This is a genomic window from Alistipes shahii WAL 8301, assembly GCF_025145845.1.
GTDB lineage: Bacteria > Bacteroidota > Bacteroidia > Bacteroidales > Rikenellaceae > Alistipes > Alistipes shahii.
In genome coordinates, this window is the sequence record NZ_CP102253.1 from 839,394 (window position 1) to 851,683 (window position 12,290).

A 12,290-nucleotide genomic window follows, 5' to 3' on the forward strand; every position below is an offset into this window, starting at 1 on the left:
ACCATGAAGCGATTAATCATACTGGCAGCAACGCTGATTGCAGGATTATCGGCCTGCGACTCCCTGCTGGACAAAGAACCGTTGGATCGGGTGACGCAGTTCGACTACTTCAAGACGAGAAGCGACCTGGAACTCTTCTCCAATCCCTTTTACGACAACCTGCTGGACAAGACGCCCTACGATGAGCAGAACGACCTGCTCGTTCAGATGACCCTCTCCGATGTTCTCTACGGAGGCGACAAGCGCACCGTTCCGAACACCGGCGGCGGCTGGTCGTGGGGCAACCTGCGCCGCATAAACACCCTGCTGGAATATGTCGATCAATGCGAGGACAAGAAGGCCGTGACCGAATATACGGCCCTGGCCAAATTCTTCCGCGCCGCCTTCTATTTCGACAAGGTGAAACGCTTCGGCGACGTACCCTGGTACGAGGTGCAGCTCGGCTCGGCCGACGAAGCGCTCTACAAACCGCGCGATTCACGCGAACTGATCATGACCAATATGATCAAGGATATCGACGAAGCCATCAACAGCGGCGGTCTTACGGAGGATATATCGACCTACCGCGTCAACAAATGGGCGGCGCTGGCGCTGAAAGCGCGGTTCTGCCTCTTCGAGGGAACCTACCGCAAATACCACGGCATCAACCTCGAAGGACATGACTACACCTATTATCTGGAGGAAGCCGCCAAGGCCGCCAAAACGATCATCGACGAAGGTCCCTACAAGCTCTACTCCACCAAAACTCCGGACAAGGACTACATGATGCTCTTCGCACAGGAGAATGCCAGCACCGAAGAGTATATCCTCGCCATCCGGAACAGCTACGAGGCCCAGGTCTACCACAATGCGACGGCCTACACGCTGCTGCCGACACAGGGCCGCCCGGGCTACACCCGCAAATTCATCAACATGTACCTGAAGAAGGACGGCACGGCATTCACCGACCAGGAGGGGTGGCAGACGCTGCCTTTCACCGAGGAGGTGAAGGACCGCGACCCGCGCCTGGCGCAGTCGATCCGCACCCCGGGTTACAAGCGCATCGGCGCCAAGCGGGTGCAGGGACCCGATCTCGGCGTCACGATCACCGGCTACCAACCCATCAAATTCGTTCAGGACACGACGGCCTCGGGAGGACAGATCGACCGCAACGACCGTTCGACCTGCGACATGCCGGTTTTCCGCTATGCCGAAGTGCTGCTCAACTATGCCGAAGCCAAGGCCGAACTGGGAACGCTCACGCAGAATGATCTGGTTATCACCGTCAACGAAATCCGAAGCCGGGTGGGAATGCGGGGCCTCGACATGAACGAAGCCAACAAAAATATCGACTGGTATCTTGAGTCCAAAGAGTACGGCTATCCCAACGTGACCGGCGCCAACAAGGGCGTCATTCTGGAAATCCGCCGCGAACGAACCGTCGAGCTGATCCAGGAGGGTTTCCGCCTTCAGGATCTGTATCGCTGGAAAGCCGGCTATTGCATCGACCAGGCCATTTCCGGCATGTATTTCCCGGGCCCCGGCGAATACAAGCTTGCGGGCAAAGAAACGGCCGATCTGATTCTCTATAAGGCAGGAGAGACCAAACCCCAAGCCGGCGAAGGAGTTTCGGTATACGAACTCGGTTCGGACATCATTCTCTCCGAGGGGGACAAAGGCTATGTCTACTATCACAAAACCGTAGAGAATCTGCGCACTCCGTTCAACGAGGAACGCGATTACCTCTACCCGATTCCCAGCGGCGAGCGTTCGCTCAACCCGAACCTCACGCAGAATCCGGGATGGAGCGACGGACTCGATTTTTAAGTCGGAAATAACCTAAAAAACAAGATTATGAGATTTGTAAAATATATGACAGCCCCGATCCTCATGGCGGCCCTATGTTCCTTCTGGGGCTGCGACAAGGATGAGGACCACCTTTCCGAAGCTGTTCTGGCGAGCGCCAACACCTTGAATTTCGAAGCGGAAAGAGCGGCGGAAAAGATCATCACCATCTATGCCGACGCCGACTGGGTGACGGAAGTCCCCGACTGGGTGACGGTCACGCCCAACTCGGGAACCGGCGTCATGGACGTGACGGTTTCGGTGACCGACAACATGCGCGACGGCGCGGAGGACAATCCCCGCAAGGCCACCCTCGTCTTCAAGGGACGGACTCTTGCAAGCCGCGCACAGGTGCTCATCACGCAGAACGGAGACAAATACCGCGATGTGAAGGAGTACACGGCAGGTGAACTCGCCGCCCTGGCGGACGAAACGGTCATTTCCGTACCGTCGGCGATCGTCGTGGCCGTGACGACCAAAGGCTTCGTCATCAGCGACGACAAAAACACGGACAATATCTTCGTCTCGGACGCCACGACGGTTGCCGTCGGCGACAAGATTTCGCTCTTGGGCACCAAGTCATCCGACTCGCAGAAACTCGCTACGGTAATCGACTGCGACGAGGTGACGGTTCTGTCCGGCGGAGCGGTGAACTACCCCGAACCGGAGGACATCAGCGCAAAGATCGACGACTACACCTCCTCCAAACGGGGCTACGTCACCGTCAAGGGCGTTTTCAACGGCAGCACCCTCACCGTTTCGGAGGATGCCAAGTACTCGGTCAGCGTCGTGGACGCCCCGTCGAGTCTGGGCCTTTCCGCCCTGACCGGCCATATCGTAACCGTCACCGGCTACTACGCCGGTTTGGCCGAGCCTGTACAGCGCATCATGGCTACCGATGTCGAGGACAACGGCCTGAACGAGATCGTCTATTTCCTGGAGAACTTCGAATGGCTCGAACCGTGGTCCGTAGCAAGCGGTGTCGGCCAAACGGTCGAGACGGATAACCTCGATGCAAAAGCGACAGCGCTTACCTCCATAACTGTCGATGGAGTGACTGCATTCGACGCTGTCGAAAAACTCGGTTACAAGTTTATCTACGACAAGAACGACAACAAACGCATCTACCTCCAGCAGAACTACCTCAAATTCGGCAAGACCGGCAATCACGCAGGTATCATTCTTCCTCCGATAGACGGGGTTCCCGAAGCAAAGGACAATGTGACACTCTCGTTCGACTGGTGCGGAATGCGCCAGGGGTCCGGCAAGATCGACCCCGTCAATCTGATCGTCATCTTCGAGAACGGCAGCGACAAAGTGCAGATCGACATACCCGAACTGGGATGGGAGGATGGTCACAAGCTCGAATGGGTTCGCGCCGAAGTCAGCCTGAAGGGCATTACGGTCAACAAGGATACGAAGATCACCATTACGCAGACGCAGTGGGAAGTCGGAACAGCCAACCGCTGGTTCCTCGACAATATCAAAATATCCGAACCGATCAAACTCTGATAACAGGAACCCTGTAAAACGAAATCAGCCGTTGACCCGTGAGTCAACGGCTGATTTTTTTCAGCGGAGGCGCAAAAAAAACCGAAGTTTTCGCTCCGTTCCTCCGGCTACCGGCCCGCTCGCCGGAGGAAACACTCGATCGTGTTCTCCATCAGGCAGCAGATCGTCATAGGCCCGACGCCGCCCGGCACGGGCGTGATCACCGAGGCCTTGGGTTCGATGGCTGCAAAATCGACATCGCCGCACAGTTTGCCCGTCTCCGGGTCGCGGTTCACCCCCACGTCGATCACCACGGCGCCCGGCGACACCATCTCCGCCGTGACGAACTTCGGCCGACCGATGGCCACCACCAGAATCTCCGCCCCGCGCGTCACTTCGGCGAGGTTGCGCGTACGACTGTGGGCCATCGTCACCGTAGCGTTCGCGTCCAAGAGCAGTTTAGACACGGGAAGCCCCACGATATTGCTGCGGCCGATCACCACGGCGCGCTTGCCGGCGATCTCCACGCCTGCGGCCCGCAGCATCTTGAGAATGCCTTTCGGGGTGCAGGGGAGCGTGCAGGGCTGTTTCTGCCACAGCGCCGCAACGTTCAGGGGATGGAAGCCGTCGACATCCTTCTGTTTGTCGATGGCGGCGATCACCTTGTCCTCGTCGATATGTTTCGGAAGGGGCAGCTGGACCAGAATGCCGTCCACCTCGTCGTCGAGGTTCAGGGCCGTGATGATGTCCAGCAGTTCGGCCTCGGAAACGGACTCGGGCTTTCGGATCGTGGTATTGCGGATGCCCACCTCGGCCGAAGCCTTGGCCTTGCCCGTCACATAGCTCACGCTGCCGGGGTCCTCGCCCACGAGGATGACAACCAGATGGGGCACACGGCCGTATTTCGCGGGGAAGGTCTTCACCTCGTCCGCCATTTCAAGTTTCAGTTTCGCTGAAAGTTCTTTTCCGCTGATTATTTTTGCCATATATCGCTCGTATTATCTTTCCAAATCGTCGAAAGCCCGGTGGCCGATGTCGGTGCGGTGGAACAGATTGTCGCAGTCGATGCGGGCCACGTCGGCCAGCGCATTCCTCCGCGCTTCGGCCAGGTCCCTGCCCTTGCCCACCACGAACAGCACGCGGCCTCCGTTGGTGAGAATCCGCCCGCCGTCGGCCCGGGTTCCCATGTGATAAACAGCCCCTTCGACGCGGTCCAGGCCCTTGATCTCGTGTCCTTTTTCGTAGTCGCCCGGATAGCCCTTCGAGGCCAGCACGATGCCCAGCGCAGCGAAATCGTGCCACTCCAGCTGCGTATCGCGTCCCTCGGCCACGGCACAGAAGATGTCGACGATGTCGCTCTTCAGGCGCGGCAGCACCACCTCGGTCTCGGGATCGCCGAAACGGGCGTTGAACTCGATGACCTCGATACCCCGCGCAGTCTTCATCAGTCCGCCGTAGAGCACGCCCTCGAAGGGACACCCCTCGGCGATCATCGCGTCGGCCACGGGCTGCATGATCTTCTCCAGGGCATAGCGTTCGTCCTCCGCCGTCACGAACGGCAGGGGCGAATAGGCGCCCATACCGCCCGTATTGGGACCCTCATCGCCGTCGTAGGCGCGCTTGTGGTCCTGCGCCAGCGCCATCGGCCACACCTTGTGTCCCGAAACGAAGCACATGAACGAAAACTCGGGACCTTCGAGGTAATCCTCGACGACCACCTTGCCCTCGCCGAACTTGTCGTCGAGCAACATATCCCGCAACGCCGCTTCGGCCTCGGCCATCGTCCGGGCGATCACCACGCCTTTTCCGGCGGCCAGTCCGTCGTATTTCAGCACTGCGGGCAGAGGACGCCCCTGCACATAGGCCAGCGCCCCGGCATAGTCGTTGAATGCGCGGAATCCGGCTGTCGGGATGGCATATTTAGCCATCAGCCGTTTGGCGAACTCCTTCGACGACTCGATGCGCGCCGCAGCCTTCGTCGGACCAAAGATGCGCAGCCCCGCGGCCCTGAAGCAGTCGACGACACCCGCCGCCAGCGCCACTTCGGGACCCACGACCGTGAGGCCGATGCCCCGCTCCGCGGCAAAGTCACGCAGGCGTTCCACCTCGGTTTCACGAATGGCCACGCACTCGGCCTGCCGGGCGATGCCCGCATTCCCGGGTGCGCAGTAAATTTTTTCAACCTGCGGCGAACGCGACAGCGCGTCGACAATGGCGTGTTCGCGGCCTCCGCCGCCGATAACCAGTACCTTCATAAACAAAATTCCTTTTTATCGCAGAATAAACTCCGCAGATTCCGGCACTTTTTTCCGCAAAAAGTGCCACAAAAACTCTCCGACGATACCTCCGCCTGCCCGGAACGGTCTAACGCTGGCTCCGGGCGACTATTCGCGGGTTTGTAAACAAACCGTCCCCTCCGCTCGCGCTTTTAGCCCGTCCCTTGCCAACGGCTCCGGTATCCGGTCGGATTTCTGTACTACCCAAAAATGGTAACGCCGGTGATACTAATGCTTGAAGTGCCTCTCACCGGTGAATACCATGGCGATACCCTTCTCGTCGGCCTTCCGGATCGAATCCTCGTCGCGGACCGAACCGCCGGGCTGCACGATCGCCGTCACGCCGTATTCGGCGGCCAGCGTCACACAGTCGTCGAAGGGGAAGAAACCGTCCGACGCCAGCACGAGACCCTCGGTGACGCCTGCGGCATGCGCCTGCTTCAGGGCGATCTCCGCCGAGCCGATGCGGTTCATCTGTCCGGCGCCGACGCCCAGCGTCCGGCCGTCCTTCACCGCCACGATGGCGTTCGACTTCACGTGTTTGACGATATGCCAGCCGAAATTGAGATCCTCCATCTGCTCCGCAGCGGGCTTCGCCTTCGTGACGCACATATCGGCCGTAACGGCCTTCGTCGCCACGTCGAGGTCCTGCACCAGCAGGCCGCCGTTGACGCTCACATACTGTTTCGGGTCCACGTCGCCCTTGTCCATGCTGACCTCGAGCAGGCGCAGGTTCTTCTTCGCCGAGAGCACTTCGAGCGCCCCCTCGTCGAATTTCGGGGCCATGATGATTTCGAGGAAGATCGGCTTCATCAGCTCGGCCGCTTCGCGCGTCACCGTGCAGTTCGTCGCCACGATGCCGCCAAAGATCGACACCTTGTCGGCCTCGTAGGCCTTCGTCCATGCCTCGACGACATCCTTGCCCGTCGCGGCGCCGCAGGGATTCATGTGTTTGAGGCCCACGCAGAACGGCTTGTCGAACTCGCGCACGATGCACAGCGCGGCGTTGGCGTCCTGGATATTGTTGTACGACAACTCCTTGCCGTTGAGCTGTCTGGCGAATGCCAGCGAATAGGGCACCTCCTTCCCCTCGCGGTAGAATTTGGCCGACTGGTGGGGGTTTTCGCCGTAGCGCAGCGACTGCACGAGGTCGAACTCGAGGAAAAGCTTCTCGTTCAGACCCGCCTGCGCGCGCATATAGGCGGCGATCATCGCGTCGTACTCGGCGGTATGCGTATAGGCTTTGGCCGAGAGCTTCAGGCGCGTGGCCTTTTCGGTATTGCCGCCGGCGCGAATCTCGTCCAGAATCGCGTCATAGTCCGCGGGGTCGCACACCACCGTCACGTCGGCCCAGTTCTTGGCCGCCGAGCGAAGCATCGAAGGTCCGCCGATGTCGATGTTCTCGATGGCGTCCTCCATCTTCACGCCGGGTTTCGAAATCGTCTCCCGGAACGGATAAAGGTTCACACAGACCATGTCGATGAACTCGATATGATTATCCTTCAGGGCTTTCAGGTGCTCCGGATCGTCGCGGCGGGCCAGCAGTCCGCCGTGCACGTTGGGATGCAGGGTCTTCACGCGGCCGTCGCAGATCTCGGGGAATCCCGTCACGTCGCTGATGTTGATTACCTCCACGCCGCTGTCGGCCAGGAGCTTCATCGTACCGCCCGTGGCGATCACCTCCCAGCCCAGAGTCCGCAGCCCTTTGGCAAACTCCACGACACCGGTCTTGTCACTTACACTAATTAATGCGCGCATTATTCGATCAGTTTTTTAATAGTTTCAATGTATAACGGATATTCCACGGCATGAATCATCGCTTCCAGTTCCCCGATGTCATCGCCCTCGTAGGGAAAGGCCCGCTGGGCGATGATGCGTCCGCCGTCCAGCTCGGCGTCGACGTAATGGATCGTCACGCCGAAGACCTTGACGCCGTATTCCAGCGCCTGCTCGATGGCATGCGCCCCGCGGAAGGCCGGCAGCAACGAGGGGTGGATGTTGATGATCCGCCCGCCGTAGGCCCCCAGCAGCACGTCGCCCACAATGCGCATATAGCCCGCCAGGCAGACCAGCTCCACGCCCGCGGCATCCAGCCGCGCGACGATCTCCCGCTCGTAGTCCGCTTTCGAGGCATATTGCTTCGGCGCGAAGACGAACGCCCCGACCCCGTGAGCGGCAGCCCTTTCGACCACCTTCGCACCGGGTTTGTCGCAGACCATCAGCACGACTTCGGCATCCAGCACGCCCCGCTCGCAGGCCGTGACGATGGCTTCGAAGTTCGTGCCGCTGCCGCTGGCGAAAACCGCAAGGCGCCGCATCCCTCTATCGGATGACGACACCCTCGGTGTCGGTTACGCGTCCGATGACCGTGGCACGCTCGCCCTGCTCCGTGAGGATGCCGATGGCCTTCTGCGCCTCGGCGGCATCGAGGGCGATGACCATGCCGATGCCCATGTTGAAGATGTTGAACATCTCGCGGTGGGCCACCTTGCCGTACTTTTCGAGGAAGCGGAACACGGGCAGAATCTCCCACGACCCTTCGTCGATCTCAAGCCCCTGCCCCTCGCGGAGGATGCGGGGAATATTTTCGTCGAAACCGCCGCCCGTGATGTGGCTGATGCCGTGCACGTCGCAGTTGCGAACCACCTCCAGCACCTGCTTCACATAGATTTTCGTCGGCGTGAGCAGCACCTCGCCGAGCTGTTTGTTCGACAGTTCGGGATAGGACTCGCGCAGGTTCAGGCAGTTGTCCGCGACGATCTTGCGCACGAGGCTGAAGCCGTTGGAGTGCACGCCGCTCGACGCAACGCCCACCAGCACGTCGCCCGCCCTGACCTTCGAACCGTCGATCAGCTGCGACTTCTCCACGACGCCCACCGTGAATCCGGCGATGTCGTATTCGCCCTCGGCGTACATGCCCGGCATCTCGGCGGTCTCGCCGCCCACCAGCGCACAGCCGGCCTGACGGCAGCCGTCGGCGACACCCGCGACGATGGCCTCGATCTTCTGGGGTTCGTTGCGCCCCACGGCCACGTAGTCGAGGAACACCAGCGGTTCGGCGCCCTGCGCCAGCACGTCGTTGACGCACATGGCCACGGCATCAATGCCGATCGTGTCGTGCTTGTCCATCTCGAAGGCCAGCTTGAGTTTGGTTCCCACGCCGTCGGTCCCGCTCACGAGCACCGGTTCCTTCACCTTGAGGGCCGAGAGGTCGAACATACCGCCGAAAGCGCCGATGTTGCCCATCACACCCAGACGCGAGGTCGAGGCCACATGCTTTTTGATGCGCCGCACCACTTCGTATCCGGCTTCGAGATTCACGCCGGCCTTTTCATAACTTTGAGCCATAGCAATATATGGTTTAAATAATTTAAATTCCCTGTTTTTATCCCCATTCTCCGGGCCCGTCATTGGGAGGCATCGCCAGATGCCGTGGCAATCCGGGAAAAATGCCGTAACGTCACAACACCGGTTCAGATTGCCGCGTCGGACCTGCGTCCTCCTCGCAATGACCGCTTCGCGTCCGCTAACATTTTACGTCCTTGTTGGCCTCCTCGGGCGACTGGTAGAGCGCCGTGGGATACTGCCCCGTGAAGCAGGCCATGCAAAGTTCCTTGCGGCTGCCCGCCTTCAACAGCGACTCGGGCGAGAGGAACACCAGCGAATCGGCGCCGATCTCCTCGCAGACCCCCGCCGTGTTCTTGCGGGCCGAGATCAGCTCCTCGCGTGTCGAGGTGTCCACGCCGTAGAAGCAGGGATCGGTCATCGGGGGACTGGCGATGCGCACGTGCACTTCGGTGGCTCCCGCCTCCTTGAGCATCGTGACGATGCGCCGCGAGGTCGTGCCGCGCACGATCGAGTCGTCGACCAGCACCACGCGCTTGCCCCTGACGATCGAACGCACGGCCGAAAGTTTCATCCTCACGCCCTTCTCGCGCAGCTCCTGCGAGGGCTGGATGAAGGTGCGGCCGATATACTTGTTCTTGATAAGTCCCATTTCATACGGCAGTCCGCTCGCCTCGGCGTAACCCATCGCGGCGCTGAGGCTCGAATCGGGCACGCCGACCACGATGTCCGCCTCGGCGGGAGCCTCCTTCCAGAGCAGGCGTCCCGACTCCTTGCGGTAGGCGTGGACGTTGCAGCCGTCGATGTCGCTGTCCGGGCGTGCGAAGTAGATGTACTCCATCGAACACATTTCGTGACGCTTGTACATCGAGTAGTCGCGGCTGCGGATGCCCTGTTTATCAATCGTCACGATCTCGCCCGGCTCGACGTCGCGCACGAACTCCGCGCCCAGCACGTCGAACGCGCACGTTTCGCTCGACACCACCCATCCGTCGCCCAGCTTGCCGATCGACAGCGGACGCAGGCCGTACTTGTCACGGCAGGCGTAGATGCGGTTGGCCGTCATAATCAGGAAGGCGAAAGCCCCTTCGAGCATGTTCAGCGCGTCGATGATCGAGAAGATGCGCGGCCGGTCGTGGTAGCGCGTCTCCTTCTTGATCAGGTGGGCCAGGATCTCGCTGTCGGAAGTCGACTGAAACAGGCTGCCCTTGTTTTCGAGGTGGCGGCGCAGCAACTCCGAATTGACGATATTGCCGTTATGCGCCAGCGCGAAGTCGCCCGTGTTGTGGCGGAAGAGGAACGGCTGGACATTCTCCATGCCGCCGCCTCCGGCCGTGGTGTAACGCACATGGCCGATGGCCGTGGAACCTTTCAGCGTGGCGAGTTTCGCCTCGTCGAAAACCTCCGTCACCAGCCCTCCGCCCTTGATGCGGCGGAACGTGCCGCTCTCGTCCACCGAGACGATGCCGGCCCCCTCCTGCCCGCGGTGCTGCAAGGCGTGGAGACCGTAATAGGTCAGCGACGCGGCGTTCGGCACTCCGTAGATGCCGAACACCCCGCACTCCTCGTGCAATTCACGGTCGCGGATCACTTCCATCATACTACCCGACGATTTTTTGCAGGCGCGCCAGAATCTCCTCGTAAGCCTCGCGGACCTTGCCCAGGTCGCGGCGGAAACGGTCCTTGTCGAGTTTCTCGTTGGTCGTGGCATCCCACAGACGGCAGGTGTCGGGCGACACCTCGTCGGCCAGCACGATCTCGCCGTCCGACGTCTTGCCGAACTCGATCTTGAAGTCCACCAACTTGATGTTCATCTTCAGGAACAGCTCCTTGAGCACCTCGTTGATCTTGGCCGTCATGGCGTACATCTCGTTCAGCTCCTCGTACGTAGCGGCGCCCAGCGCAACGGCGTGATGGTCGTTGATCAGCGGGTCGCCCAGCTCGTCCTTCTTGTAGCAAATGTCGAAAATGACGTTCGAGGGCTGCGTGCCCTCCTCGATGCCGAGACGCTGGGCCATCGAACCGGCGATGACGTTGCGCACGATCACCTCCAGCGGAATGATCGTCACCCGGCGGCAGACCTGATCGCGGTCGTTGATCGTCTCGATATAGTGGGTCTTCACGCCGGCCTTATGCAGCTCCTTGAAGATCAGGGTCGAAATGGCGTTGTTCAGCACGCCCTTGTTCTCGATCGTAGCTTTCTTGATGTTGTTGAAAGCCGTAGCGGCATCCTTGTAGTGGATGATGATCTTATCAGGATCGTCCGTGCGAAAAACCTGTTTTGCCTTGCCCTCGTAGAGCATTTCGAGCTGTTTCATGTTGTTTGGGTGTTTTTTGATTATTTGATTCGTTGTCTCATTTCATATTGAAGTCCACCACGATCGGACGGTGGTCCGAGGGGTGCCAGAAATTCGAAAGTTTGGCCGGATCGCGGACCGGCTCGGTGTAGGCGTCGGTCACCACGTCGGCATGCGTGATGCGCTCGTAGAGCGGCGGCGTGCAGTAAACGAAGTCGATGCGCGACTTGCCGCCCGTCGTGGTCTTGAACTCCCCGGGATATTTCCCGGCGATCACGTCCACATAAGGCGTGTGCCGGAGAATGTAGTCGTGCACCAGGAAACGCGTGTCGCCCGCCGGATATTTGTAGAACCAGTTGTCGCGCGACGAACGCGCGTTGAAGTCGCCCATCATCATCCAGAACTGCTTTTCGGCGCCCGGAACCGAATGGATCGTATGGTTGCAGATGTATTCCATCTCCATGCGGCGGTATTTGTCGCCGCCGTTCTCGGCACGGCTCGCATCGCGGTCCTTAGCCTCGAAGGCATACCCCTGCGGCCAGGTGTGAAGCGTTACGATGTTGACCGTCTTGCCGTTCTTCTCGATGCGCGCCCAGCCCGCTCCGTGCGTCACCACGCTGTCGGGTTTCGAGCCGACGATACGTTCGACGTTCTCGATCGGGTATTTCGACGTGATCACCTGCGGGTAATTGTCGCGGTGTCCGCCCATATACCAGTATTTGTGGCCGTAACGGGCGGCCAGTTCGCCCCAGTTCCCGACCAGATAACGGTCGGCGACATCCATCTTGTCGGCCGTGCCGGTCTTGTAGATCGACTGCGCCTCGCACCAGACGCAGACGTCCGGATCGTACGCCCTGACCCACTCCACGAACTTGTCGTAGTTGTCGCCCTGCCCGGACCACATTCCGTTCTGAATGTTCCAGTACAGCAGGCGCATGTTGTTTTTCGGGTTCTTCGGGTTTTTCCGGGCATGAACGCAGACCGGAGCGAGCATCGCCGCAAGAAGCAGCACGCCGCAAAATCGGAACAGGGAGGTTTTCATCGGTTATCGTTTTTT

General features: G+C 60.0%; 10 protein-coding genes. 2 read left to right on the forward strand and 8 right to left on the reverse strand.

What is annotated here, in order from left to right; translation table 11 throughout:
* Positions 1 to 3 precede the first annotated feature (3 nt).
* Both NQ492_RS03590 and NQ492_RS03595 read left to right on the forward strand, forming a co-directional pair.
* On the forward strand, positions 4 to 1,806 hold the full coding sequence (locus NQ492_RS03590; RefSeq protein WP_015547962.1) for a RagB/SusD family nutrient uptake outer membrane protein: 1,803 nt from the start codon (positions 4 to 6) through the stop codon (positions 1,804 to 1,806).
* A 27-nt stretch (positions 1,807 to 1,833) separates the two neighbouring features.
* Positions 1,834 to 3,336 carry a BACON domain-containing protein gene (locus tag NQ492_RS03595; protein ID WP_138265964.1) on the forward strand — a complete coding sequence of 501 codons (1,503 nt, stop codon included), beginning with the start codon at positions 1,834 to 1,836 and terminating at the stop codon, positions 3,334 to 3,336.
* 107 nt (positions 3,337 to 3,443) lie between these two features.
* Here NQ492_RS03595 and folD read toward each other — a convergent pair whose 3' ends face one another.
* The 8 genes from folD to NQ492_RS03635 form a co-directional block, all read right to left on the reverse strand.
* Positions 3,444 to 4,301 carry a bifunctional methylenetetrahydrofolate dehydrogenase/methenyltetrahydrofolate cyclohydrolase FolD gene (gene folD / locus NQ492_RS03600; RefSeq protein ID WP_015547964.1) on the reverse strand — a complete coding sequence of 286 codons (858 nt, stop codon included), beginning with the start codon at positions 4,299 to 4,301 and terminating at the stop codon, positions 3,444 to 3,446.
* Positions 4,302 to 4,313: 12 nt separating this feature from the next.
* A complete protein-coding gene (gene purD / locus NQ492_RS03605; RefSeq protein ID WP_015547965.1) occupies positions 4,314 to 5,570 on the reverse strand; it encodes a phosphoribosylamine--glycine ligase in 1,257 nt (418 codons plus the stop codon).
* A 249-nt stretch (positions 5,571 to 5,819) separates the two neighbouring features.
* Positions 5,820 to 7,349: a bifunctional phosphoribosylaminoimidazolecarboxamide formyltransferase/IMP cyclohydrolase gene (gene purH, locus NQ492_RS03610; RefSeq protein WP_022061307.1), complete on the reverse strand. Its 1,530-nt coding sequence runs from the start codon at positions 7,347 to 7,349 to the stop codon at positions 5,820 to 5,822.
* Positions 7,349 to 7,909, reverse strand: coding sequence for a phosphoribosylglycinamide formyltransferase (gene purN, locus NQ492_RS03615; RefSeq protein ID WP_015547966.1), 561 nt, complete (start codon positions 7,907 to 7,909; stop codon positions 7,349 to 7,351). The genes purH and purN overlap by 1 nt, the downstream gene beginning before the upstream one ends.
* A 4-nt stretch (positions 7,910 to 7,913) precedes the next feature.
* Positions 7,914 to 8,939 carry a phosphoribosylformylglycinamidine cyclo-ligase gene (gene purM, locus NQ492_RS03620; RefSeq protein WP_015547967.1) on the reverse strand — a complete coding sequence of 342 codons (1,026 nt, stop codon included), beginning with the start codon at positions 8,937 to 8,939 and terminating at the stop codon, positions 7,914 to 7,916.
* Between the two features lie 178 nt (positions 8,940 to 9,117).
* Positions 9,118 to 10,536: an amidophosphoribosyltransferase gene (gene purF, locus NQ492_RS03625; protein ID WP_015547968.1), complete on the reverse strand. Its 1,419-nt coding sequence runs from the start codon at positions 10,534 to 10,536 to the stop codon at positions 9,118 to 9,120.
* Position 10,537: 1 nt separating this feature from the next.
* Positions 10,538 to 11,254 (reverse strand): phosphoribosylaminoimidazolesuccinocarboxamide synthase, encoded by a 717-nt coding sequence (gene purC, locus NQ492_RS03630; RefSeq protein WP_015547969.1) that lies wholly within the window; start codon positions 11,252 to 11,254, stop codon positions 10,538 to 10,540.
* A 37-nt stretch (positions 11,255 to 11,291) separates the two neighbouring features.
* A complete protein-coding gene (locus tag NQ492_RS03635; protein ID WP_015547970.1) occupies positions 11,292 to 12,275 on the reverse strand; it encodes an endonuclease/exonuclease/phosphatase family protein in 984 nt (327 codons plus the stop codon).
* Between the last annotated feature and the right edge of the window lie 15 nt (positions 12,276 to 12,290).

Bases quoted from the DNA above. Each gene is read 5' to 3' on its own strand.
- NQ492_RS03590 (WP_015547962.1), top strand. From the start codon at position 4: ATGAAGCGATTAATCATACTGGCAGCAACGCTGATTGCAGGATTATCG.
- NQ492_RS03595 (WP_138265964.1), top strand. From the start codon at position 1,834: ATGAGATTTGTAAAATATATGACAGCCCCGATCCTCATGGCGGCCCTA.
- folD (WP_015547964.1), bottom strand. From the start codon at position 4,301: ATGGCAAAAATAATCAGCGGAAAAGAACTTTCAGCGAAACTGAAACTT.
- purD (WP_015547965.1), bottom strand. From the start codon at position 5,570: ATGAAGGTACTGGTTATCGGCGGCGGAGGCCGCGAACACGCCATTGTC.
- purH (WP_022061307.1), bottom strand. From the start codon at position 7,349: ATGCGCGCATTAATTAGTGTAAGTGACAAGACCGGTGTCGTGGAGTTT.
- purN (WP_015547966.1), bottom strand. From the start codon at position 7,909: ATGCGGCGCCTTGCGGTTTTCGCCAGCGGCAGCGGCACGAACTTCGAA.
- purM (WP_015547967.1), bottom strand. From the start codon at position 8,939: ATGGCTCAAAGTTATGAAAAGGCCGGCGTGAATCTCGAAGCCGGATAC.
- purF (WP_015547968.1), bottom strand. From the start codon at position 10,536: ATGATGGAAGTGATCCGCGACCGTGAATTGCACGAGGAGTGCGGGGTG.
- purC (WP_015547969.1), bottom strand. From the start codon at position 11,254: ATGAAACAGCTCGAAATGCTCTACGAGGGCAAGGCAAAACAGGTTTTT.
- NQ492_RS03635 (WP_015547970.1), bottom strand. From the start codon at position 12,275: ATGAAAACCTCCCTGTTCCGATTTTGCGGCGTGCTGCTTCTTGCGGCG.